We start from the raw sequence: 22,118 nt of genomic DNA, 5'->3' as shown, positions 1-22,118 counted from the left end.
TGTCGGCGTCTCGATCACCTGTGCGTGGTGCGTCACTTGGCCTTCAGGCCGCCGAGGACGAGCTTCCACACGGCCTCGAAACGCTCGTCGGCGCCTGGAGCGGACCAGGTGGGCGCGTAGGCCGGGTCGTGGAACGGGGCGGTGGCGTCGAAGACGGCGCGGGCGGTGTTCAGGATGTGGCCGAGCTTGAACTCCTTGCTGTCCACGCCGTCCTGGAAGATCTGCGCGATCTGCTTGACCAGGGTGTCGATGTGCGCGTCGACGGTGCCGCTGGTCTCCTCGACCAGCACCATGTAGGTGGCGAACAGCTCCGGGTCGTCGAGCGCCTTCTTCCGCTTGGCCGCGAACAGTGTCGTCAGCCAGCGGTGCAGCCGCTCGGCGGCGGGGCCGCCCTCGGTGGAGATGGTGGCGAGCTGGTAGTGCGCCTGGTCGAGCCAGCGCTGGGTGACCGCCTCGCGCAGCGCCGCCTTGCTCGGAAAGTGGCGGTAGACGCTGCTGTGGCTTACGCCGAGGATGCGGGCGACGTCCACGACGGTGGCCTTGGCCGGGCCGAACCGCCGGAGGACGTCCTCCGCCGCGATCAGGATCTGCTCGGCGGTGAGTGTGGTGTCCGTGGTCACGGGGAGGTCCGTCCTTAGGGTCGTGCGATCGGTCGGTGCCGGGGTGCTCCGGCCCGCGGTGTCGGTGCTGCGGGTGTCGCAGCCCGGGGCTGGTCAGCGCTCGCTGTCCAGGTGGGCCATCTGCGCCGCAGCGTACCGGTCACCTGCGGCGGAGCCGGCGGGGACGGCCGCGTCGATGGCGGCGAGGTCGGCCTCGGTCAGGGTGACGTCGAGGGAGCCGAGGGCCTCGGCCAGACGCTCCCGGCGGCGGGCGCCGACCAGCGGGACGATGTCCTGCCCGCGCGAGGCCACCCAGGCGATGGCGACCTGGGCGACGCTCGCTCCCTTCGCGGCGGCGATCACGCGCAGCGCCTCGACCAGCGCGAGGTTGTGGGCCAGGTTCTCGCCCTGGAAGCGCGGGCTGTGGCTGCGGAAGTCGGTGCCGGCGAGGGCGCGCTCCTGGTTCCAGTGGCCGCTGAGCAGGCCGCGGGAGAGCACGCCGTACGCGGTGATGCCGATGCCGAGCTCACGGGCGGCGGGGAGGATGGCGGTCTCGATCGAGCGGGTGAGCAGGGAGTACTCGATCTGCAGGTCGCTGATCGGGTGGACGGTGGCGGCCCGGCGCAGGGTGTCGGCGCCGACCTCGGAGAGGCCGATGTGGCGGACGTAGCCGCCCTTCACCAGGTCGGCGATGGCGCCGATGGTCTCCTCGATCGGGATCGTCGGGTCGAGGCGGGCCGGTCGGTAGATGTCGACGTGGTCGGTGCGCAGGCGGCGCAGGGTGTAGGTGAGCGCGGTCTTGGTGGCGGCGGGGCTCGTGTTGTAGCCGAGCCACTGGCCGTCCGGGCCGCGCTGGGCGCCGAACTTCACGCTGATCTGCACGCTCTCGCGGTCGCGGCCGCGCAGGGCCTCGTGGATCAGCAGCTCGTTGTGGCCCATGCCGTAGAAGTCGCCGGTGTCGAGGAGGGTGAGCCCGGCGTCGAGGGCGGCGTGGACGGTGGCGATGCTCTCGGCCTCGTCGGCCGGGCCGTACATGTCGGACATGCCCATGCAGCCGAGGCCGAGGGTCGAGGTGACGGGCCCGGCGGTGCCGAGGGGGCGCTGCGCGGGGCGGGTGGTCGAGGACATGGGTACTCCAGGGGAGGCGGGGGCGGGGTGGCCCGAGTCCCACTATGGCACGACGGCGAACAGATTTCAAAATCTGTTCGCTGTCGTCTGTTATCTGAAAGTTGAAATCTGTCGATTGTCATCTGTTGGGGATTGCGGAACGCCCCGACCGGGTCGCCCAGTCCTCACGCCCGCCCGGGGAGCGGAGGAGGCGGGCCCGGGCGGGTGGCAGGTTTCGCCACACCGTGCGCTCGCCCAGCCCGTACGTCGCCTCGAACTGCCGCAGCAGTCGCACCACCGCGCGGTGGTGGGCGCCCCGGCGGGCTCCCGAGGTGAGGGTGCGCGCCGTCGTGGTGCCGAGGTACCCGAAATACGTCAGCTCGCCGCCGGGCGTCAGCAGCCGCAGGTAGAGGCCGAGGATCTCGCGGACCTGCGCGGGGTGGAAGTTGGTGAACGGCAGCCCGGACACGATCGCGTCGTACCGCTCCCCGTGCTCCGCCGGTCCGGACCCCGTCGGTGCGGCCTCCGTTGGTGCGGCCTCCGTCGGTCGGGCCCCTGTCGGCGCCGGCGGGCGGGGGCACTGCAGCTCCTCGACCCGGCAGGCCGAGAGTCGCAGCCCTACTCCGGGGCGGCGGGCGGCCAGCACCGGGTCCTCCCGCAGCCGGTCGGCGAACCGCGGGTTCGCCTCGACGACGTGCAACCGGTCTCCCGGGCGCAGCACTTGGACCAGCCGGCGGGTCACCACGCCGGTGCCGGCGCCGACCTCGAGCACCGAGATCGGCCGGTCGGGGCGGCTGGTGACCGGCACCACCAGCGCGCTCACCAGCTCCGGGCCGCTCGGGGCCAGGGCGCCGGTGTCGTGGAACGTGCGCAGGGCCTCGGCGAGGAACAGCAGGTGGTCCCGACCGGACGGTGAACAGTGTTCCGAGGGAGCAGAGTTGGTGCGTCGGTGGAGCTGGTCGTCCGTCATGTCATCGACGTTAGGAAGGGCGGGAGCGCCGCGAATCGGCCGGTCAGCGGCGCGCACCCCCGACGAAAGTCGAGGGTGCGGTTGGCCGGAAGACGGAGGCGGCCCGGAGCCGAGCGCCCCTAGCATCGAGCCCGTGTCCGTGTCCGTCCGTGTCCGCGCCCGCGTCCGCGCTTGTGCCCGACGGACCGCAGGGCGGAAGGCGGAGGCGGAGGGCGGAGGGAACGGCGAACGAACCGCGGAACGAGGAGAGGAGGAGCCCGATGCGCAGGAGCCTGCTCGGCTGGTACGGCCCGGACCGTCGGCCCTGGACCGACACGTTGCTGCTGTTCGGCCTGCTCGCCCTCGCCGCCGAGGAGTCCCTGGTCCAGTGGCTCCACGCGGACGGCCCGCTGCGCGTGCCGCGTACGGTCGTGGCCGCGCTCGCCTCGCTCTCGCTGCTCTTCGCCCGCCGTTCCCCGGTCGCCTCCGCCGTACTGCCGGTGCTCACCGCCGGGCTGTTCAACCGGGCCTTCCCCGGTCTGTTCAGCGTCTTCCACCTCGCCTACCTCGGCCGGACCGGCCCGGCGGCGGCCGGGGGCACGGTCATCGCGGTGGTCAGCGCGTCCGGCGCGCAGTCGCTGGTCGGCTGGGCCGGCACCACCGGCTCCCAACTCCTTGTCCAGGCAGCCACCTTGTCGGTCGGCCTGTGGCTGCACGGCAGACGGGTGCTGATCCGCACCCTGCACGAGCAGGTCGACGCGCTGCGCCGCGAGCGCGAGTTGCGCGCCGAACAGGCCCGGGCCACCGAACGCGCCCGGATCGCACGGGAGATGCACGACGTGCTGGCCCACCGCCTCAGCTTGCTGGTGCTGCACGCCGGCGTGCTGCGCGACCAGGCCCGGGCGGGTACCGTCGCCGCCGACCAGGACCGGCTCACCCACCGGCTCGAACTGCTGCGCACCACCGCCGCCAGCTCGCTCGACGACCTGCGGGACGTCCTGGGAGCGCTGCGCGCCGAGCCGCCGACCCGACCCGACGCCAAGGGCGAGGGCGAGGGCGAGCCGTCCCGGCCGAGCGGGGCCGGGCCCGTCGCGGGGCCCGCCCTGCGCGACCTCACCGAGCTCGTCGGCGAGGCGGTCCAGGCCGGGCAGCAGGTCGAACTGGCCACCGCCGGCGACCCGGAGACCGTCCCGACCACCCACCGGCTGGCCGTGCACCGCCTGGTCCAGGAGGCGCTGACCAACGCCCGCAAGTACGCGCCCGCCGCGCCGGTTACCGTCCGGGTCGGCTACGGGGAGCCGGCGACCACCGTCGAGGTCCGCAACGGCCCGGGTGAGGCGCCGCCGGACGGTCCGGGCACGGGCGGCGGGTACGGCCTCGTGGGGTTGAGCGAACGGGTCGGCGCGCTCGGCGGTCACTTCGACGCGGGCCCGGACGGCAGCGGCGGCTTCCGGCTCTCCGCCCGGTTACCCGGGCCGGTCCGCTCGCCGCGGCCGGTCCAGCGGCAGCAACCGATCCAGCCGTAGCGGCCCGAGCGGCCCGACCAGTTCCAGCAGCCAACACCGCAACCGACACCGCAACCGACACCGCAACCGACACCGCAACCGACACCGCAACCGACGCAGCAGCCGAAGGAGAGCGCATGATCCGTACGATGGTGGTCGACGACGACCCGCTGGTTCGCCTCGGTCTGGTCGACCTGCTCGCCCAGGACCCGGTGCTCACCGTGGTCGCCGAGGCCGCCGACGGGCTCCAGGCCGTCGAACTCGCCGGGAGTCGGCGGATCGACGTCGCGCTGATGGACATCCGGATGCCCCGGCTCGACGGCATCGCCGCCACCCGCCGCCTGCGCGAACTGCCCGACGCCCCGCGGGTGATCGCGCTCACCACCTTCGACCTGGACGAGTACGTGTACCAAGCGCTCGCCGCCGGGGCCGACGGCTTCCTGCTCAAGGACACCCCGCCCGCCGAGATCGCCCGGGCCGTGCATGTCGTCGCGGGCGGCCAGGGGATGCTGCACCCGGCGGCCGCGCGACGCCTGATCGACCGCTACCACCGTGGCGGCGCCCCCCGGTCGGTGGCCGCCCGCGGCCGGGTCGCCGGGCTCACTCCGCGCGAGACCGACGTGCTGCGCGAACTCGCCGACGGGCTTTCCAACGCCGAGATAGCGGGCGTCCTGGGGATGCGGGAGAGCACCGTCAAGGCGCACGTCAGCCGGATCCTGACCGGGCTCGGCGTCGGCAACCGGGTCCAGGCCGCGCTGCTGGCACGCGATGCCGGGCTGGTCGGGGACGGCTGAGGGCGGCGGCTGTGCCGCCCCCAGCGGCGGCGCACCGGCGGTCCCTCGGCGGTGCGGGCGGCCCTTCGGCGGCCCAGCGGCGACGGAGCGGTCGAGGACGGCGCACGGCAGGGGCTCGTCGGGGCATGACATCGACCGGTGTTCACGCGGGTATTCCCCGGATGTTCCCCCGGAGTCAGGGCGGCCGTCGGAGCGGGCTTCCCTGAGCCGTCGCGTGCTCCCGGTTCGTACCGCGGGCTGAGCCGCTGTCACCCATCCGGCGTGGAAATGCCGTGCCTTGGCGGTTTGCGCTGCCGAACCCGGGAGGCGGGTCCATGGTGGAGATGGGCGCGATCCGGCGACCGCGCCCGCGCGCCGATCCAGGCCCGCGTGCCGCGCGCCCGCCGCCGTTCCCCGACGGGTGTCCGAGGCTGGGCCCGGTACCGGCACGCTGGGAGCAGGGCCACCTCGCAGGAAGCCGAACGGTTCTTCTAGGCTCACATCTCGGCTTCCCTGCGGTGGTCGGGTCACTGCGCCCGCCGTCAGGAGGCCGCCGTCCACGGGGCTCCGGGCGGACCGGGGCCACCGGATCGAGCGAGGAGAACGCAATGCCAAGCACGCCGCCCAGCCGTTCCACCACACTTGGGCCAGACGGGCCGTTCCGGCGGGCCGTCGATCATCCCGGCCGCACGGCGCGGTCCGGCCGGGGCCGGTACCCGGGTGGGAGCGGTCGGCCGGCCCGGCCGCTGAATACCGGCGGCGGCCGCGGAGGCGAGCGTTGAGTCCCCAGATCGTCGGCTCGCCCGCCGCGCCGGATGCCGCCGCGGAACCCGACAGAACCCAGGCCTCCGTCCCCGCCGCCGCCGACGGCGAAGCCCTCGCCGCAGCCGTCACCACCACCGCGGCAGCCACCACCACCGCAGCCCCGACGCCGGGCGGCACCGCGAACCCCGCGCCTGCCGCCGTTGGCACCGCCGTTGCCGCTGTCACCGCTGCCACCGCCGCCGCCGCGAACGCCCCGGTCACCGCGGCGCTGCCCGGTCTGCCGCAGGCACTCAGCGCCCGCGCCCGTACCCTCGCCGGCGCCGTCCGACGCCGCTGCGCCGACCTGGCCCGGATCGAGTCACCCAGCGGGGACGCCCCCCGACTCGACGCCCTCGCCGAGGAGTTGGCCGCCGGCTTCCGCGCCACCGGTGCCACGGCCCGCCGCGAACCCGGTCCGGCCGGTGACCACCTCGTTCTGGAGTGGGAGGGGCGGGACGAGTCCCTGCCGCACCTGCTGATCGTCGGCCACCATGACACCGTCTGGCCGGTCGGCACCCTGGTCGACTGGCCGGTCACCGAGCAGGACGGCCTGCTGACCGGCCCCGGCGTGGTCGACATGAAGGGCGGACTCGCCATCCTGGAAGGCGCGTTGGCGCTGCTCGCGGACCTGGGGGAGCGGCCGCACCGGGCCGTGCGCCTGGTCGTGGTCTCCGACGAGGAGGTCGGCAGCCCGGACGGGCGGCGCCTGGTCGAGCGCCAACTGCGCGGCGCCGCCGCAGTGCTGGGGCTGGAGCCGCCGCACCCCGACGGCCGGCTGAAGACCGCGCGGCGCGGCAGCACGCGGGTCCGGCTCACCGTGACCGGGCGCGAGGCGCACGCGGGCAACGACGCCCACGACGGGGTGTCGGCGGTCGACGAGCTGGTGGACCAGCTTGTGGCCGTCCGCGGCCTCGCGGGCCAGCCCGGTACGGAGCTCAACGCCGGTCGGATCAGCGGTGGTTCGCGGGCCAACGTGATAGCGGGACGAGCCGAGGCCGAGCTCGGCCTGCGGTTCTCCACCGCCGAGGCGCAGCGCCGTACGCTCGACCACCTCGCCCGGCTCACCGCGCTGCGCCCGGGTGCCCGGGTGCGGACCGAGGTGCTGTCCAGCCGTCCGGCGTGGCCTGAGCGGACGGGCAACCCACTGCTGCGGCACGTGCGTTCGCTCGCCGCGGTGCTCGGGCAGCAGGTGGACGGCGCCCCGGCGGGCGGGGCGGGGGACACCAACCTGCCGGGCTCGCGGGGGCTTCCGACCCTGGACGGCTTCGGCGCGGTGGGCGCCGGGGCCCATGCCCGGCACGAGCACATCCGGCTGGACCAGCTCGCCCCCCGGATCGCCCTGCTGGCGGCGCTCCTGGCCGTACCGCTGCCGCGACTGCGCGACCGCGCGGAGGGGTGAGCGGACGGTGGGCCGCTGACGGCGGACGAGTCGCGGCCGACTGCGAACAGGTAGCCGCTGACGGCTGACTGTCGGCAGCGGGCGGTCGGCAGCCGGCGGTCGGCGGCTGGCGGCGAACAGATCACAGATCACAGATCACAGATGACGGAAGACAGATAACAGCTGACAGATTTCGAAATCTGTCAGCTGTTATCTGTTTCGCGCCTTGCCATCCCTCTGCCCCGCCGCGCAGAATGGTACCGACCGAACGGTCAGTCGGTTGGCGCCCGAGCCCGGGCAGACCGACAGCGCAGGACACGAGAGGGGACTGTGGTGACAGCAGAGGTGGCCGAGGCGGTCCCCGCGCAGACGCCGGAGGACCGGTTCGAGGCGGTCATCGCCGCCGAGCAACGGATCGAGCCCAGGGACTGGATGCCCGACGCCTACCGGGCCACCCTGATCCGGCAGATCGCCCAGCACGCCCACTCCGAGATCATCGGCATGCAGCCCGAGGGCAACTGGCTCACCCGGGCCCCCTCGCTGCGCCGCAAGGCCATCCTGCTCGCCAAGGCCCAGGACGAGGCCGGCCACGGCCTCTACCTCTACGCCGCCGCCGAGACCCTCGGCATCGACCGCGCCGAGCTCACCGAGAAGCTGATCTCCGGCCGCCAGAAGTACTCCTCGATCTTCAACTACCCGACCCTCACGTTCGCCGACGTCGGCGTGATCGGCTGGCTGGTGGACGGCGCGGCGATCTGCAACCAGGTCCCGCTCTGCCGCTGCAGCTACGGCCCGTACGCCCGCGCGATGGTGCGGATCTGCAAGGAGGAGTCCTTCCACCAGCGCCAGGGCTACGAGCTCCTGATGACGCTGATGCGCGGCACCGAGGCCCAGCGCCGGATGGTCCAGGACGCCGTGGACCGCTGGTGGTGGCCGTCGCTGATGATGTTCGGCCCCTCGGACGCGGACTCGCCGAACACCGCCCGCTCGATGGCCTGGCGGATCAAGCGGCACAGCAACGACGAGCTGCGGCAGCGCTTCGTCGACATGACCGTCCCGCAGGCCGAGCACCTGGGCGTCACCCTCCCCGACCCCGAGCTGAGCTGGAACGAGGAGCGCGGCGGCTGGGACTTCGGCGAGCCGGACTGGTCCGAGCTGAACCGGGTCATCCGCGGCCAGGGCCCCTGCAACGCCCAGCGGATCGACCGCCGCCGCGCCGCCCACGAGGACGGCGCCTGGGTCCGCGAAGCGGCCGTCGCCTACGCCGCCAAGCGCGCCGCGGAGCAGTCCGCCCGCACCGCCGAGCAGCACGCCGAACAGCACGCCACCGAACAGGAGAACGGAAAGTGACCGAGCCCAAGGCCGACTCCACGGCCGCGCCCACGGCCGGCTGGCCGCTGTACGAGGTGTTCGTGCGCCCCCGGCGCGGGCTGAACCACGTCCACGTCGGCTCGCTGCACGCGGCCGACGACCGGATGGCCCTGCTCGCCGCCCGCGACCTCTACACCCGCCGCAACGAGGGCGTCAGCCTGTGGGTGGTCCGCTCGGACGCGATCACCGCCTCCACCCCGGACGAGCGCGACCCGTTCTTCGAGCCCAGCGGCGACAAGGTCTACCGCCACCCGACCTTCTACGACATCCCCGAGGATGTCCCGCACATCTGACGGGGGAACCGCCATGCAGGACCACACCGCCACGCAGGGACACGCCGCCACCGGCGCCGACCACGACGACCACGTCTACCTCAGCCTCACCGAGGCGGCCCCCCGCCCCGAGGGCGAGGGCCGCTGGGCGTACGGGACGGGCTTCGCCGACCCGCTGCTCGGCGTGGACACCACCCTGCCCGCCGGGATCGACGGCACGGACCTGGCCGCCTACTGCCAGATGCTCGGCGACGACGCCCTGGTCCTCTCCCAGCGGCTGATCGAGTGGTGCACCCGGGCGCCCGAGCTGGAGGAGGAGGTCGCGCTCGCCAACCTGGGCCTCGACCTGCTCGGCCAGTCCCGCCTGCTGCTGACCCGGGCCGGCCAGGCGGACGGTTCCGGCCGCACCGAGGACGACCTCGCGTACTGGCGCGAGGACCGCGAGTTCCGCAACGTCCGGCTGGTGGAGACGCCGAACGGCGACTTCGCGTACTCGATCGCCCGGCTGCTGCTGTTCGCCACCGCGCGAGGCGCCCTGTACGAGGCGCTGAGCGCGCACCCCGACCCGGTGCTGGCGGCGGTCGCGGCCCGGGGCGTCAAGGAGCTGGCGTACCACCGCGAGTACGCCACCGCGTGGACCCTGCGCCTGGGCGACGGCACGCCGTACTCCGCCGAGCGGATGCAGGCCGGGCTGGACGCCGTCTGGCCGCTGCTGGAGGAGCTGTTCACGGCCCACCCGGTGGAGCTGCGGGTGGGCGTCGACCCGGCGACCCTGCGCGAACCCGTGCTGCGCTCGCTCGCGGCCGTCCTCGCCGAGGCCGGGCTGACCGTGCCGGACGTGCCGCCGCTGGCCACCGTCCTCGGCCTGGCCGGCCGGGACGGCGTGCACACCGAGGCCCTCGGCCCGCTGCTCGCCGAGCTGCAGGTGCTGGCCCGCGCACACCCGGGGGCGACGTGGTGACGGACGACGTGGTGACGGAACACGCGGTGGTGGACGACGCGCTGGTGGGCGACGTGCTGGTGGACGACGTGGTGACGGAGGACGCGGTGGTGGAAACCGTCGGCCTGGCGACCGTGGGCACCACCCGCGACCCGGCCTGGGCGGTCGCCGCGGCCGTCCCGGACCCGGAGCTGCCCATGCTCACGCTGGCCGACCTCGGCGTCCTGGCCGACGTCGAGGTGGACGGTGGCACCGGTGCGGTCACCGCCTGGCTGACCCCGACCTACTCGGGTTGCCCCGCCGTCGCCGAGATGGCCGCCGACGTGGACCGCCGCCTGCGCGCCGCCGGGTACCGGGAGGTCCGGGTGCGGCTGCGGCTGGACCCGCCGTGGTCCACCGACCTGATCACCGCCGAGGGCCGCCGCAAACTCGCCGAGGCCGGGATCGCCCCGCCGCGTCCGACCTCCGCCGTCCGCGCGGCCGGACCGGTCCTGCTCGCCCTCGGCCCGACCCGCGCCGGAGCCGAGACCCGTACCGGAGCCGAGACCCTCGCCGGAGCCGCCATCGCCGCGACCGGTACCGCAGTCGCGACCCGTACCGCAGCCGTTGCCGCGGCCCCCGTGCCGTGCCCGCTCTGCGGTGCGACGGAGACGGAGGAGCTGTCCCGCTTCGGCTCCACCGCCTGCAAGGCGCTCTGGCGCTGCCGCGCCTGCCGGGAGCCCTTCGAACGCGTCAAGGAGATCTGAATGCCCGCCGCCGTCTCGCCCGCCTCCGCCGACACCCCGGCGACCGGCATCCGCCCGGCCCGCCGCCCCACCTTCCACCGGCTGCGGATCGACCGGGTGGAGCGGCTCTGCGAGGACGCCGTGGCGGTGACCTTCGAGGTGCCGGACGAGCTGACGGAGGCGTTCGCCTTCCGCCCCGGGCAGACCCTGACGCTGCGCAAGCTGGTGGACGGCGCGGACGAGCGCCGCTCGTACTCCATCTGCGCCCCCGTCGGCGGCCCGCTGCGGATCGCCGTCCGGGAGGTGCCGGGCGGGCTGTTCTCGCGCTGGCTGGTGCGCGAGGCCCGGTCCGGCGAGGAGGTGGAGGTCCTGACGCCGTCGGGCCTCTTCACCCCCGAACTCGGCGTCCCCGCCGACCACGTGCTGCTCGCGGCCGGCTCCGGCATCACCCCGATGCTGTCGATCGCCGGCTCGGTGCTGGCCGCCGACCGCCGCTCCACCGTCACCCTGCTCTACGGCAACCGGCGCAGCGACACGGTGATGTTCGCGGACGAGCTCGCCGACCTGAAGGACCGCTACCTCGGCCGCTTCCAGCTGGTCCACGTGCTCTCCCGGGAGACCAGGGACGCCGAGCTGCTCAGCGGACGCCTGGACCCGGAGCGGGTGCGGGCGCTGCTGGCGGCGCTGGTGGATGTCGGGAGCGTCGGGCACTGGTGGCTGTGCGGCCCGTTCGGCATGGTCACCGGGGCGAAGGAGTTGCTCGCCGAGCTGGACGTCCCGGGCGAGCGGGTGCACCAGGAGCTGTTCCACGCCGAGGACGAGCCGCTCCCGGAGCGCGACGAGGACTGGGACCGCACGGACGCCTCGTCCGCCGGCGGGCCCGGTGAGCACAGCGAGGTCACCCTCGTCCTCGACGGCCGGGGCAGCGCCCTCTCCCTCCCGCGCGACCGCTCGATCCTGGACGGCGCCCAGCGCTCCCGCCCCGACCTGCCGTTCGCCTGCAAGGGCGGGGTCTGCGGCACCTGCCGCGCCCTGGTCACCGAGGGCGAGGTGGAGATGCGCCGCAACTTCGCCCTGGAGGAGAAGGAACTGGCCGCCGGTTACGTCCTCACCTGCCAGGCCCGCCCGCTCACCGACCGGGTGACGGTGGACTACGACCGCTGAGCCCCGCGGTCGGCGGGTGATCCGGCGGCGGCCGGGTGGTCAAGCGTCAGACGACGCTCCGGGGACGGTCAGACCGCCGCCGGCACGGGCTGCTCTACCGGGTCGGGCTGCATCGCCGGGCCGGGCTGTTTCGCAGGGTCGGGCTGCTCCGCAGGGTCGGGCTGCTCCGCAGGGTCGCCGAGCAGCTTGACCAGGTCGTTGACGGCCGCGCGCCCGGCCCGGTTGGCGCCGACGGTGCTGGCAGAGGGGCCGTAGCCGACCAGGTGGACGCGCGGATCGGCGGTGGCGCGGGTGCCGGTGAGCGCGATGCCGCCGCCGGGGGAGCGCAGCCCGAGCGGGGCGAGGTGACCGACCTCGGGGCGGAAGCCGGTGGCCCAGACGATCGCGTCCACCGCCAGCTCCTCGTCACCCCACGCGACTCCGCGCTCGGTGAGGCGGTCGAACATCGGCCTGCGGTGCAGCGCGCCCAGCTCCTCGGCGCGCCGGTAGGCGACGGACGGGCCCAGCCCGGTCACGCTCACCACGCTGCGCACCGGCAGCCCCTGCCGGACCCGCTCCTCGACCTTGGCGACCACCGCGCGCCCGTACTCAGGAGTGAACGGCCCTTCGTGGTAGACGGGTTCGGAGCGGGTGACCCAGACCGTCTCGCCGACCGCCGCCACCTCGGACAGCACCTGGATCGCCGAGGCGCCGCCGCCCACCACCAGGACGCGCTTGCCCGTGAACTCCTCGGGGCCGCGGTAGTCGGCGTAGTGCAGCCGGCGCCCGGCGAAGTGGCCCGGGTAGTGCGGGAGGAAGGGTCGGGTCCAGGTGCCGGTGGCGTTGATCAGCGCGCGGGTGGACCAGGCGCCGCGGTCGGTCTCCACCAGCAGCCGGGAGTCGGGGCGCTCGGACTCGGCGTGTACGGCGCGCACCGCGACCGGGCGTACGACCGGGAGCGCGTGCCGGGCCTCGTACGCCGCGAAGTACCCCGGCACCACCTCGCGTGCGGGCGCCTCGGGGTCGGCCGGCGGGAGTTCGGCGTCCGGGAGGTCGTGGAAACCGTGCACGGTGGCCATCCGCAGGGACGGTGAGCGGTGCGCCCAGGCGCCGCCGGGCTCGGCGTCGGCGTCGAGCACGACGAAGCCGCCGTCGGTGCCCGCCCGGTGGGGGGCGAAGCCGCGGCGGCGCAGGTGGTAGGCGGCGGACAGGCCCGCCTGCCCGGCGCCCACCACCAGGACGTCCACGCGCTGCGGCGCGGCGTCCGTCGCGCCGAAGGTTGTTGCACCGTAAACAGTCACGCCCGTGAAACATCGGGGGCCCGGCGACTGTTCCCGCCGTTCGTGCTTGTACCCGCTGCTCCCGTGGGCGGGCGGGACCGGGTTTCAGCCGATCGGGGAGATCAGCGCGGCGGTGCCGTAGGCGCAGACCTCGGTGCCGACGTCCGCCGCCTCCGTCACGTCGAAGCGCATCATCAGGACGGCGTTGCCGCCGCGCGCCCTGGTCTGCTCCACCAGCCGCTGCATCGCCTCGTTGCGGCTCTCGACCAGGGTCTTCGTCAGACCGCGCAGCTCGCCGCCGATCAGCGACTTCAGACCGGCACCGATCTGGCTGCCGACGTGGCGGCTGCGGACGGTCAGCCCGAAGACCTCGCCGATCACGTGATCGACCCGGAAGCCGGGGATGTCATTGGTGGTCACGACCAGGACATCGGCGTTCGGGCCCTGCCCGCCGCCGTACTCATTGATGTCAGCCATGGGACGCATCCTGCCAATGTCATGCGTCCGAGTGACCGAGGCTGGGCCGGGCGGTGGCCGAGAAGGCTGCCGGAAGCTGGGCCGGACCGGTGATCGGGCGGCCGAAAAGCCGTACCGTAGCCCCATGGGCGAGCGAAGCGATCATCCACAGGGGCCGGGCGCGGCGGAGGACTCCGGTGCGCAGGAGATCGAGGCGACGGTGGTGCTGGGCCTGCGGATCACCGACTGGCCGGCCCTGCGCGCGGCCGCGATCAGGGTCGTCGAGGAGCTGGACTTCGGGGGCATCGACCCGGCCGGCCAGCGCCGTGAACTGCTGCGCGAGGTCGCCGAGGACGCCAACGCGGCGCTCGGCGCGCTGCTGCACCCGGACCGGTTGGTGGCCGCCATCCCCGGGGTCGAGGCGATCGGCGGCACGCTGGAGATCAGCGTGACCGAGGACTTCACGCCGGACTTCGCCGAACTCTTCCCGCTGGAGAGCGACGACGAGGACGGCGGCGCGGGCGCGGACTGGACGCTCACCCCGCGCACCGCCTGCCTGCTCCACGCCCAGCTGCTCGGCCTGGCCGACGCCGCCTACGACGACCTCGACGAGCACGGGGACGAGGCGGTCGCCGACGGCGAGGACATCGACTGGACGGTCTTCGCCCGCCTGCCCCAGCGCACCTGGCGGATGCACGTGGCCTGGCGCCGGGCGATCGCCCGGGCCTTCGACGACCTGGCCGACGATCTCGCGCTCGGCGAATGGCCGCTGCCGCGCTGCCTGGCGGAGGAGATCGGGCTGCGGATGGCGCTGGTGGACGCCCGGGCACTGCTCGGTGCGCAGCCCGAGTCGGTGGCCGACATGATGGGCGACCTCCCGGCCGATCTCTACGACTACGACTGGGACGGCTGCAACGACGAGCTGTTCGGCGTCTACGGGCCCGACGACGGTGACCCCGAGCTCGGTGCGGAACAGCGGACGGAGGCGCTGCTGGCGGCCACGCACCCGGAGGGCTGGTTCCTGATGTACGAGGACGCGGAGGAGCGAGACCCGCAGCGCGGCTACCGGCGCTGACCGGAGCGGATGGGACGGCCGGGACTGGGCGCCGGACGGCCGGGGCGGGTCTGTGATCGGGTGGGGCGGGTCGCCGGCCGGGCGGCTAGGCTGCGGGCATGTCCGATGTGCCTGATATGCGTGAGGTGTCCTCGACTGGTTCCGGCCGGGCCGGCGAACCCCTGGCCGGTGGCGACGATCGGGCACTGGACCGGATCGCGCTCGGGCTGGACGGCGTACGGGCGGCCCAGCGCGGGCAGACGGCCGAGGCGCGGGCCGGCTTCGAGGCGCTCTGGGAGGAGCTCGGGGACCAGGACGTCTTCCACCGCTGCGTGCTGGCGCACTATCTGGCCGATCTTCAGGACGACCCGCAGGCCGAGCTGGAATGGGACCGGCGGGCGCTGGCCGCCGCCGACTCACTGACCGCCGAGCGCGCCCGGACCTACGAACCGGCCCTCCAGGTACGCGCCTTCTACCCCTCGCTGCACCTCAACCTGGCCTCCGACCACCTCAAGCTCGGCGAGCCAGACCTCGCGCGCGAACAGTTGGATCAGGCCGTGCGCAGCCTGGACGCGCTGCCCGAGGACGCCTACAGCGCGGGCATCCGGGCGGCCGTGGACGAGCTGCGGCAGCGGCTGCGCTGAACGGGGGCTGAACCGGGGCCGAAAGCGGGCCGAAAGGGGGCCGAAAGCGGGCCGGACGGGGTGGGCCGAGCCGGGCCGGGTGGGGCTGGCATGCTGGACGGGTGACTTCTCCGTTCGATGCCCCGGCTTCCGTTCCCCCGGTTTCCTCGCCTGCCTCACCTGCCTCGCCTTCCGCAACTGACGCGGGCTCCGGCGAATCCCCGGCCCCCGAGGGTCGTGACGCGCGGCCGCAGTACGTGCTGCCGCTGCTCGTCCGACTGGAGCGGGCCACCCCGCCGGGGCGGACGGACGCGCTGGAGACCTCGGCCCGGGCGGTGCTCACCCTGCTGGCCGACCCGCGGGTGACCGAGGCGGACGGCGAGTGGGCCGAGCGGGTCGCGGCCTGGGAGGACGCCCGGATCCGCAAGGTGGTCCGGCGGGCCCGTGGCGGGGAGTGGCGCCGGGCCGGGGAGCTGCCGGGCATCACGGTGCGGGGGCGGGAGGCGGAGGTGCGGGTGTTCCCGCCGATCCCGCTGGACGGCTGGCCGAAGGAACTCGCCAAGTTGCAGGTCTCCGGGACGGACCTGGAGGAGACCGCCGAGGTCGGCGCGCCCGACCCGGGGCTGCCGGTGCTGTGGCTCAACCCGGAGCTGGAGATGAGCGCGGGCAAGACCATGGCCCAGACCGGACACGCCGCCCAGCTCGCGTGGTGGGAGCTGGACGAGACGCAGCGCAAGGAGTGGGCGGAGTCCGGCTTCGCGCTGGCGGTGCGGACGGCCGAGCCCGAGGCGTGGGAGGAACTCCTCCGCAGCGGGCTGCCGGTGGTCCGGGACGCGGGCTTCACCGAGATCGCCCCCGGGCCGACTGTTGCAGTCGAAGGAGGCGAGCGCTACTGCCCCACCCCGCGCCTTCGGCGTTCGTGAACGCGTCGTCACCCGGAGAACCGGTACCGGGGATCAGGCCGCGACGAGTTCCTGCTCCCGGTCCGGCGTCGTGACCTTGGGCTTCTTGTTCGGCAGCGAGAGCCGGAAGACCTTGCGCCACGCGGAGAACACCTGCTTCGGCAACGGTCCGGTGACGTACTCCAGCTCGTACTTCTCGAACAGCGCGCGCACCTTCACCGCGACCTCGGCGTACCGGTTGCTCGGCAGGTCCGGGAACAGGTGGTGCTCGATCTGGTGCGACAGGTTGCCGGTCATGAAGTGCATGGCCCTGCTGCCGCTGATGTTCGCCGAGCCCATCATCTGGCGCAGGTACCACTGGCCGCGCGTCTCGCCCTTGATCGACCGGCGCTCGAAGACCTGGACACCCTCGGGGAAGTGCCCGCACATGATCACCGAGTGGGTCCAGATGTTGCGGACCAGGTTCGCGGTGAACGTGGCGGCCAGCGTGGTGAGGAACGACGGGCCCGACAGCAGCGGGTGGATCACGTAGTCCTTGAGCACCTGCTTGCGGATCTTGCGGCCCACGGCCTTGGCCCGCGCGCGGAACTCCGGGTTCCTGCGGCGGCGCTTGTGCAGGTTCTTGCCGAGCTCCAGGTCGTACGCCGCGATGCCGTACTCGAAGAAGCAGGCGTTGACGAGGTTCCACAGCGGCTGGCCGAGGTGGAACGGGTGCCACTTCTGGTCCTCGTCGACGCGCATGATGCCGTAGCCGAGGTCGTTGTCCTTGCCGATCACGTTGGTGTACGTGTGGTGCAGCTCGTTGTGCGAGTGCTTCCACTGCTCGGACGGCGAGACGTGATCCCACTCCCAGGTGGTGGAGTGGATCTTCGGGTCCCGCATCCAGTCCCACTGGCCGTGCAGGATGTTGTGGCCGATCTCCATGTTGTCCATGATCTTCGCCACGGACAGACCGGCGGTGCCGAGCAGCCACGCGGGCGGGAAGATCGAGAACAGCAGCACGCCCCTGCTGGCCAGCTCGAGCTTGCGCTGCGCCGAGATGACCTTGCGGATGTAGGCGGCGTCCTTCTCGCCGCGATCGGCGATCACCTCGTCGCGGATCGCGTCCAGCTCGCGGCCGAGCTCCTCGATCTGCTCCGCGGTCAGGTGGGCGGTGGGGTCGATGGCGGTCAAGGTGCCTCTACCGTTCGATGTCGCAGGGGCCCGCCGCGGCGGACACGCAGGTCTGGATGAGGACGCCCGGTTCGGCCTCGGTGATCTCGCCGGTGCGCAGGTCGCGGACGGCGCCCGCCTTGAGCGGCGTGACGCAGCCGAAGCAGATGCCCATACGGCACCCGGAGGGCATCAGCACGCCGGCTTCCTCGCCGACGTCCAGCAACGGCGTGGCGCCGTCCGCGTCGACGGTCTTGCCGGTGGCGCTGAACGTGACCTCGCCGCCGTCGCCGGTGACGACGATGCGGGGGCGGAACCGTTCGGTGCGCAGACGCTCTCGGACGCCGTGCTCGGTCCAGTGCTCCTCTGCGGCGTCGAGCAGGCCCGCGGGCCCGCAGGCCCAGGTCTCGCGCTCGGCCCAGTCGGGCACGAGTTCGCCGAGACGGGCGATGTCGAGCCTGCCGCCTTGGTTGGTGTGCACCTCGGTGAGGCGCAGCTTCTTGTCCGCGACCAGGCTGTGCAGTTCGCTGCGGAAGATCATGTCTTGCGGCTGCGGCGCGCAGTGGACCATGACGACGTCGTCCAACTCGATGTCGCGCAGCATGCCCATCACGGGCGTGATGCCGCTGCCGGCCGTCAGGTAGAGCACCTTGGCGGGCGTGGCCTGCGGCAGCACGAAGTCACCGGTCGGCTGGTCGAGCTGGATCAGCGTGCCCGGTGTCGCCCTGCGGACCAGGTGGTTGCTGACCTTGCCGTCCGGGATCGCCTTCACGGTGATCGTGATGCGGCCGTCCTGGCGGTTTGTCGGCGAGGTGATGGAGTAGGCACGCCACAGGCGCCTCCCGTCGACGTCGACTCCGATCCGCACGTACTGACCGGCCGTGTGGCCGCGCCAGCCCCGTCCCGGCCTGATCACGATGGTCGCGGCGTCACCCGTCTCGGGGTGCACGGCCTCGATGCGCCCACGCAGGTCCGCGCCCGCACGCAGCGGGCTGACCAGGTCGAGGTAGTCCGACGGCAGCAGCGGCGTCGTGACCATCTCCAGCAGTTTCCACGCCCTGCTGCGGAGGGCTGCACTCGTCATGACTCCAGCTTGCTGCGCCTCAGGGCGTAAAGTCCTGACCATAGGACGTAAATCTGGTCGGCTGAATTGTTCGCAGGGAACAAAAACGTGAGCCATGCAATCCTGAGGGCCAGCGAGCTGGTCCTGGATGAGACGACGGTCACCGCGCTTCGGGCTGTGCTGACGGCCACCGCCGACGAGGTCGTCGAGGCGATCATTGACGAGGTCCCTCCCTATGCCAACGCCCTTTCGGGCCGCATGGGCGGCACCATCCGCCGAGCCGTCCGCACCGCCCTGGGGCACTACCTGGACCTCGCGAGCGGGAACGCCACGGGTGGCGACGCCGGTGACGCAGCCTACGAGCTGGGCCGCGGCGAGGTGCGCGACGGCCGTTCGATGGACGCCCTGCTCAGTGCCTACCGCGTCGGCGCCCGCGTGGCCTGGCGATGCCTGGCAGCGGGTGCCGTACCCGCAGGTCTGCCCGCCGCCGAGGTCGCCAAGTTCGCCGAGCTGACCTTCGCCTACATCGACGAGCTCTCCGCCGCGAGCGCCGCGGGCCATGCCGACGAACTGGCCGCCCGGGGCAGGGCCCACGAGCGCCACCTGGAACACCTGGCCCGCGACCTCCTCGCCGGCGCGAGCCCGGACGTGTTGCTGGCCTCTGCTCAACGGGCCGGGTGGCAGCCCCCGGTTTCGCTGACCGCCGTCCTGCTGCCCGCCGCCCAGGCCCGGCCCGCCTACCGCGCGCTCGACCCGAGCACTCTCGTCCTCGACGATCTGCCGGACGCCACCGGTGTGCTGCTCGTCCCCGATGCCGACCGATCACACCTCTTGCGGCAGCTGACCGACCGCACCGCCGTGGTCGGTCCGGCACGGCCATGGACTCGTGCGTCCGCCTCGTACGCACGAGCCGCACGCGCGCGCTCCCTCTCCTCTGATATTCGCGACACCGAGGACCACCTTCCCGAGCTGGTGCTGAGCGCCGACGTGGACGCGTTCGCAGACCTGCGTGCCCGAGCCCTCGCACCGTTGCGGACCTTGCCTGCCGCGACCGCACGGCGGCTGGAGGAGACCTTGCGGGCGTGGCTGCTGCACCAGGGCAGGCGGGACGAGGTGGCGGCGGCGTTGTTCGTCCATCCCCAGACAGTCCGGTACCGGATGTCGCAGCTGCGGGAGCTGTTTCCGGATCTCGCATCGCCGCACCGGGTCCTTGAACTGACCCTGGCGGTGGGTCTTCGGGTCAGTTAGGCCCTTGATCTCTTGTGCGACCAGCAAGGACCCCCGTACAGGGAGATCGCCCCGGGCGGCTGCACGGTGATCGCGGCACCCGGCGCTGTGGCGGCTGGCGGATGGCAGCGAACAGCGAACAGCGAACAGCGAACAGCGAACAGCAGACAGATGACAGATTTCGAAATCTGAAAGCTGAACCCTGTCATCTGTTCGCTGTCTGCCGTTACCCGCCCGACGCCTCGTACCGGCGCATCGCCCGCAGGCCGCCGAGGACCGCCAGCGCCGTCCAGAGCGCCATGATCAGCAACCCGGTCCAGTGCCCGTAGTGGACGCCCGGCTCCGGCTGGGTGCGCATCGCGTACAGGCCGGCCCGGTCGGGCAGGAACTGGCCGACCTCGCGGACGCCGGGGATGGCGGCCAGCCATGTGGTGCCGAGGAAGACCATCGGGGTGAGCAGGCCGAGTGCGGCGCTGAAGTTGCCCAGCATGGTGGTCAGTCCGAGGCAGATCAACACCATCATCGGGTGGTACAGGACACCGGCGAGGAAGCTTCGGGTCAGGCCCGGGGTGGAGAAGTCCAGGCCGGCGGTGGCGTCGACGGCCAGGAACGATCCCGCCGTGGAGACCAACCCGAGCAGCAGGCCCAGCCCGGCGCCGAGCGCGAGCTTGGCGCCGTAGAGCCGACCGCGTCGCGGGACGGCGGTGAGCGAGCTGCCGATCATGCGGGTGTTGAACTCCGGCCCGATCAGCAGGATTCCGAAGCAGGCCACGGCGACGTGGCCGAACAGCAGCCCGTAGAAGATCCCGCCGGCCGGGTCCGCTCCGGGGGTGTGGTCCTTCGCCCCGTAGGCGGCGTTGACCGCCGCCGTGATGCCGACGGTCAGCGCCAGTGCGACCAGCGGGGCCGCCCACTGCGAGGGCAGGGTGGTGAACTTGATCCGTTCGGCGCGCAGGGCGCCGGAAAGCGTGCTCACGGTCTCTCCCATCTCCCGTTCATCCGGGGTTACTTGGTGGGGCTACGGCGCATCGCCCGCAGGCCGCCGTACGCCGCCAGCGCCGTCCAGAGCGCCATGATCAGCAGTCCGGTCCAGTGGCCGTACCCGACCTGCGGGTCGTCGACGTACCGCAGCGCGTACTGGCCGGCCCGGTCGGGCAGGAACCGGACCACCCGGCGGATCCCGGGCACGCCGCTGAGCAGCGGCGAGAGCAGGAAGACGGTCGGGACCAGCAGCCCCATGGCGGCGGTGAGGTTGCCGAGCGCGGTGGTCACTCCGAGGCAGAACACCACCAGTAGCGCCTGGTAGAGCACACCGGCGACGGCGCTGCGGACGAGGGGCGGGCCGTCCCAGGCGCCGGGGACGGTGGCCGCGTACCCGGCGAACGCGCCCGCCGTCCCGACGGCGCCGACGACCAGGCCGACCAGCCCGCCCAGCGCCAGCTTGGCGCCGTACAGTCGGCCGCGTCGGGGCACGGCGGTGAGCGAAACGTCGATCATCCGGGTGTTGAACTCCTGGCCGATCAGCAGGATGCCGAAGCAAGCCAGCGCCGCCTGACCGAAGTTGAGCCCGTAGAAGACGCCGATGCTCGGGTCGTCGGTGATGTTGCGGTCCCTGCCGCCGAGGGCCGCGCCGACGGCCGTGGTGGCCCCGGCGGTGAGCAGGAGGGCGAGCAGCGGGGTGACCCAGAGCGAGCGGAGGGTGGAGAGCTTGACCCGTTCGGCGCGGAAGGCGCCGAAGGCGGCCGACCTCATACGGCGGCCTCCGCCCGGTACTCGACGCTGTCCGCGGTCATCCGCATGAACGCCTCCTCCAGTGAGTCCTGTTGGACGGCGATCTCGTACAGCACCACGCCGTTGGCCGCGGCGAGCGCGGCGATCCGCTCGGGCTCGGCGCCGCTCACCTCCCAGGCGCCGCCGTCGACTTCGGTGGCGTCGAGGTCATGGCCGGTGCCGCCGAGCAGGGCGGCCAGCTTGGTCGGGTCGACGGCCCGCACCCGGATCCGGGTGTGTCCGTGGCGGTCGATGAAGTCGGAGGTCGCGGCGTCGGCGAGCAGCCGGCCGCGGCCGATCACCACCAAGTGGTCGGCGGTGAGGGCCATTTCGGTCATCAGGTGGGAGGAGACCAGTACCGCCCGGCCCTCGGCGGCCAGGTCGCGCAGCAGGGTGCGGATCCAGCGGATGCCTTCGGGGTCGAGGCCGTTGACCGGCTCGTCCAGCATCAGGACCGGCGGGTCGCCGAGCAGTGCGGCGGCCACGCCGAGGCGCTGGCGCATGCCGAGCGAGAAGCTCCGGATCCGGCGCCCGGCCGCGTCCGCCAGGCCGACCTGGGCGAGCACCTCGCCGACCCGGCGCTCCGGCAGCCCGTTGCTCGCGGCGAGCCAGCGCAGGTGGCCCCGGGCGGTCCGCCCGCCGTGCAGGGCCTGGGCGTCCAGCAGCGCGCCCACCCGGCGCAGCGGGTCGGCGAGTTCGGTGTACGGGCGGCCGTCGATCAGGGCGCGGCCGGCGGTGGGGCGGTCGAGGCCGAGGACCAGGCGCATGGTGGTGCTCTTGCCGGCGCCGTTCGGGCCGAGGAAGCCGGTCACCACGCCGGGTCGGACCTCGAAGGTCAGCTCGTCGACGACGCGTCGGCCGTCGTACTCCTTGGTCAGGTCCTGGATCTCGATCACGGTCGCCTTCCCCTCCTCGGGCTGCGGTCTGCGCCGGTCGTGTCCGGCGGTGGTGTCCGTCGGCGGTCCCCGGCGGTGGTGTCCGTCGGCGGTCTCCGTCGGTGGTTCCATTCGACCGGAGGGGGCGGG

General features: G+C 73.3%; 22 protein-coding genes. 12 read left to right on the top strand and 10 right to left on the bottom strand.

The window, feature by feature from the left end; genetic code table 11:
- Window positions 1-32: 32 nt before the first annotated feature.
- The 3 genes from ACZ52R_RS25390 to ACZ52R_RS25380 all read right to left on the bottom strand — a co-directional run bounded on the left by ACZ52R_RS25390 (window position 33) and on the right by ACZ52R_RS25380 (window position 2,676).
- Window positions 33-620 carry a TetR/AcrR family transcriptional regulator gene (locus ACZ52R_RS25390; RefSeq protein ID WP_465620712.1) on the bottom strand — a complete coding sequence of 196 codons (588 nt, stop codon included), beginning with the start codon at window positions 618-620 and terminating at the stop codon, window positions 33-35.
- A 93-nt stretch (window positions 621-713) separates the two neighbouring features.
- Window positions 714-1,727, bottom strand: coding sequence for an aldo/keto reductase (locus ACZ52R_RS25385; RefSeq protein ID WP_465754205.1), 1,014 nt, complete (start codon window positions 1,725-1,727; stop codon window positions 714-716).
- Window positions 1,728-1,845: 118 nt separating this feature from the next.
- Window positions 1,846-2,676: a class I SAM-dependent methyltransferase gene (locus ACZ52R_RS25380; protein ID WP_465754204.1), complete on the bottom strand. Its 831-nt coding sequence runs from the start codon at window positions 2,674-2,676 to the stop codon at window positions 1,846-1,848.
- Window positions 2,677-2,936: 260 nt separating this feature from the next.
- Between ACZ52R_RS25380 and ACZ52R_RS25375 the strand changes: the two genes are divergently transcribed.
- The 8 genes from ACZ52R_RS25375 (at window position 2,937) to paaE (ending at window position 11,587) form a co-directional block, all read left to right on the top strand.
- Window positions 2,937-4,181 carry a sensor histidine kinase gene (locus ACZ52R_RS25375; protein ID WP_465754203.1) on the top strand — a complete coding sequence of 415 codons (1,245 nt, stop codon included), beginning with the start codon at window positions 2,937-2,939 and terminating at the stop codon, window positions 4,179-4,181.
- A gap of 116 nt (window positions 4,182-4,297) precedes the next feature.
- Window positions 4,298-4,954, top strand: coding sequence for a response regulator (locus ACZ52R_RS25370; protein WP_465754202.1), 657 nt, complete (start codon window positions 4,298-4,300; stop codon window positions 4,952-4,954).
- Window positions 4,955-5,711: 757 nt separating this feature from the next.
- Complete coding sequence (locus ACZ52R_RS25365; RefSeq protein WP_465620703.1) at window positions 5,712-7,136, top strand: M20 family metallopeptidase; 1,425 nt, start codon at window positions 5,712-5,714, stop codon at window positions 7,134-7,136.
- A gap of 312 nt (window positions 7,137-7,448) precedes the next feature.
- Complete coding sequence (paaA, locus tag ACZ52R_RS25360) at window positions 7,449-8,465, top strand: 1,2-phenylacetyl-CoA epoxidase subunit PaaA (protein ID WP_360490200.1); 1,017 nt, start codon at window positions 7,449-7,451, stop codon at window positions 8,463-8,465.
- The gene (gene paaB / locus ACZ52R_RS25355) at window positions 8,462-8,779 is read left to right on the top strand and encodes a 1,2-phenylacetyl-CoA epoxidase subunit PaaB (RefSeq protein ID WP_465662213.1); all 318 of its coding nucleotides are present in this window, start codon (window positions 8,462-8,464) and stop codon (window positions 8,777-8,779) included. The genes paaA and paaB overlap by 4 nt, the downstream gene beginning before the upstream one ends.
- A 13-nt stretch (window positions 8,780-8,792) precedes the next feature.
- Entirely contained in the window at window positions 8,793-9,719 is a 927-nt protein-coding gene (gene paaC, locus ACZ52R_RS25350; protein WP_465754201.1) for a 1,2-phenylacetyl-CoA epoxidase subunit PaaC, read from the top strand.
- A 176-nt stretch (window positions 9,720-9,895) separates the two neighbouring features.
- Window positions 9,896-10,444 carry a PaaD-like zinc ribbon domain-containing protein gene (locus ACZ52R_RS25345; protein WP_396287677.1) on the top strand — a complete coding sequence of 183 codons (549 nt, stop codon included), beginning with the start codon at window positions 9,896-9,898 and terminating at the stop codon, window positions 10,442-10,444.
- Window positions 10,445-11,587 carry a 1,2-phenylacetyl-CoA epoxidase subunit PaaE gene (gene paaE, locus ACZ52R_RS25340; RefSeq protein ID WP_360490194.1) on the top strand — a complete coding sequence of 381 codons (1,143 nt, stop codon included), beginning with the start codon at window positions 10,445-10,447 and terminating at the stop codon, window positions 11,585-11,587. It abuts the gene before it with no gap.
- Window positions 11,588-11,655: 68 nt separating this feature from the next.
- Here the strand turns inward: paaE and ACZ52R_RS25335 are convergent, their stop codons facing one another.
- Both ACZ52R_RS25335 and ACZ52R_RS25330 read right to left on the bottom strand, forming a co-directional pair.
- Complete coding sequence (locus tag ACZ52R_RS25335) at window positions 11,656-12,867, bottom strand: NAD(P)-binding domain-containing protein (protein ID WP_465620697.1); 1,212 nt, start codon at window positions 12,865-12,867, stop codon at window positions 11,656-11,658.
- Between the two features lie 84 nt (window positions 12,868-12,951).
- Window positions 12,952-13,323, bottom strand: coding sequence for a YbjQ family protein (locus ACZ52R_RS25330; RefSeq protein ID WP_465620695.1), 372 nt, complete (start codon window positions 13,321-13,323; stop codon window positions 12,952-12,954).
- Between the two features lie 124 nt (window positions 13,324-13,447).
- On the opposite strand from ACZ52R_RS25330, the gene ACZ52R_RS25325 reads away from it, so the two are divergent.
- The 3 genes from ACZ52R_RS25325 to ACZ52R_RS25315 all read left to right on the top strand — a co-directional run bounded on the left by ACZ52R_RS25325 (window position 13,448) and on the right by ACZ52R_RS25315 (window position 15,902).
- Window positions 13,448-14,377 (top strand): hypothetical protein, encoded by a 930-nt coding sequence (locus tag ACZ52R_RS25325; protein WP_360490188.1) that lies wholly within the window; start codon window positions 13,448-13,450, stop codon window positions 14,375-14,377.
- 98 nt (window positions 14,378-14,475) lie between these two features.
- A complete protein-coding gene (locus tag ACZ52R_RS25320) occupies window positions 14,476-15,000 on the top strand; it encodes a hypothetical protein (RefSeq protein ID WP_465620693.1) in 525 nt (174 codons plus the stop codon).
- A gap of 101 nt (window positions 15,001-15,101) precedes the next feature.
- Entirely contained in the window at window positions 15,102-15,902 is an 801-nt protein-coding gene (locus tag ACZ52R_RS25315) for an aminoacyl-tRNA hydrolase (RefSeq protein ID WP_465754200.1), read from the top strand.
- Window positions 15,903-15,935: 33 nt separating this feature from the next.
- Here ACZ52R_RS25315 and ACZ52R_RS25310 read toward each other — a convergent pair whose 3' ends face one another.
- On the bottom strand, window positions 15,936-17,054 hold the full coding sequence (locus ACZ52R_RS25310) for a fatty acid desaturase family protein (protein WP_465620689.1): 1,119 nt from the start codon (window positions 17,052-17,054) through the stop codon (window positions 15,936-15,938).
- Between the two features lie 7 nt (window positions 17,055-17,061).
- Entirely contained in the window at window positions 17,062-18,117 is a 1,056-nt protein-coding gene (locus ACZ52R_RS25305; RefSeq protein WP_465754199.1) for a ferredoxin reductase, read from the bottom strand.
- Window positions 18,118-18,204: 87 nt separating this feature from the next.
- On the opposite strand from ACZ52R_RS25305, the gene ACZ52R_RS25300 reads away from it, so the two are divergent.
- Window positions 18,205-19,344, top strand: a complete 1,140-nt coding sequence (locus tag ACZ52R_RS25300) for a helix-turn-helix domain-containing protein (RefSeq protein ID WP_360490177.1) — start codon at window positions 18,205-18,207, stop codon at window positions 19,342-19,344.
- 205 nt (window positions 19,345-19,549) lie between these two features.
- Here the strand turns inward: ACZ52R_RS25300 and ACZ52R_RS25295 are convergent, their stop codons facing one another.
- Genes ACZ52R_RS25295 through ACZ52R_RS25285 form a run of 3 tightly spaced genes read right to left on the bottom strand, consistent with a single transcriptional unit; the run spans window position 19,550 to window position 21,989 of the window.
- Window positions 19,550-20,299 (bottom strand): hypothetical protein, encoded by a 750-nt coding sequence (locus tag ACZ52R_RS25295; RefSeq protein WP_465620685.1) that lies wholly within the window; start codon window positions 20,297-20,299, stop codon window positions 19,550-19,552.
- 29 nt (window positions 20,300-20,328) lie between these two features.
- Window positions 20,329-21,075 (bottom strand): hypothetical protein, encoded by a 747-nt coding sequence (locus ACZ52R_RS25290; protein WP_465620684.1) that lies wholly within the window; start codon window positions 21,073-21,075, stop codon window positions 20,329-20,331.
- Entirely contained in the window at window positions 21,072-21,989 is a 918-nt protein-coding gene (locus ACZ52R_RS25285) for an ABC transporter ATP-binding protein (protein WP_465754237.1), read from the bottom strand. Before ACZ52R_RS25285 ends, ACZ52R_RS25290 begins: the two co-directional genes overlap by 4 nt.
- Window positions 21,990-22,118: the final 129 nt, after the last annotated feature.

This window comes from Kitasatospora sp. NPDC034023 (assembly GCF_055575795.1).
The sequence above is the reverse complement of the archived record's forward strand: the minus strand, read 5'-3'. Positions and strand labels throughout refer to the sequence as shown.

Excerpts from the sequence above, each read along its gene's own strand:
- paaE (WP_360490194.1), top strand. The coding sequence starts at position 10,445 with ATGCCCGCCGCCGTCTCGCCCGCCTCCGCCGACACCCCGGCGACCGGC.
- ACZ52R_RS25305 (WP_465754199.1), bottom strand. The coding sequence starts at position 18,117 with ATGACGAGTGCAGCCCTCCGCAGCAGGGCGTGGAAACTGCTGGAGATG.
- ACZ52R_RS25330 (WP_465620695.1), bottom strand. The coding sequence starts at position 13,323 with ATGGCTGACATCAATGAGTACGGCGGCGGGCAGGGCCCGAACGCCGAT.
- ACZ52R_RS25290 (WP_465620684.1), bottom strand. The coding sequence starts at position 21,075 with ATGAGGTCGGCCGCCTTCGGCGCCTTCCGCGCCGAACGGGTCAAGCTC.
- ACZ52R_RS25325 (WP_360490188.1), top strand. The coding sequence starts at position 13,448 with ATGGGCGAGCGAAGCGATCATCCACAGGGGCCGGGCGCGGCGGAGGAC.
- ACZ52R_RS25380 (WP_465754204.1), bottom strand. The coding sequence starts at position 2,676 with ATGACGGACGACCAGCTCCACCGACGCACCAACTCTGCTCCCTCGGAA.
- ACZ52R_RS25370 (WP_465754202.1), top strand. The coding sequence starts at position 4,298 with ATGATCCGTACGATGGTGGTCGACGACGACCCGCTGGTTCGCCTCGGT.
- ACZ52R_RS25345 (WP_396287677.1), top strand. The coding sequence starts at position 9,896 with ATGCTCACGCTGGCCGACCTCGGCGTCCTGGCCGACGTCGAGGTGGAC.
- ACZ52R_RS25385 (WP_465754205.1), bottom strand. The coding sequence starts at position 1,727 with ATGTCCTCGACCACCCGCCCCGCGCAGCGCCCCCTCGGCACCGCCGGG.
- ACZ52R_RS25375 (WP_465754203.1), top strand. The coding sequence starts at position 2,937 with ATGCGCAGGAGCCTGCTCGGCTGGTACGGCCCGGACCGTCGGCCCTGG.
- ACZ52R_RS25320 (WP_465620693.1), top strand. The coding sequence starts at position 14,476 with ATGTCCGATGTGCCTGATATGCGTGAGGTGTCCTCGACTGGTTCCGGC.
- paaC (WP_465754201.1), top strand. The coding sequence starts at position 8,793 with ATGCAGGACCACACCGCCACGCAGGGACACGCCGCCACCGGCGCCGAC.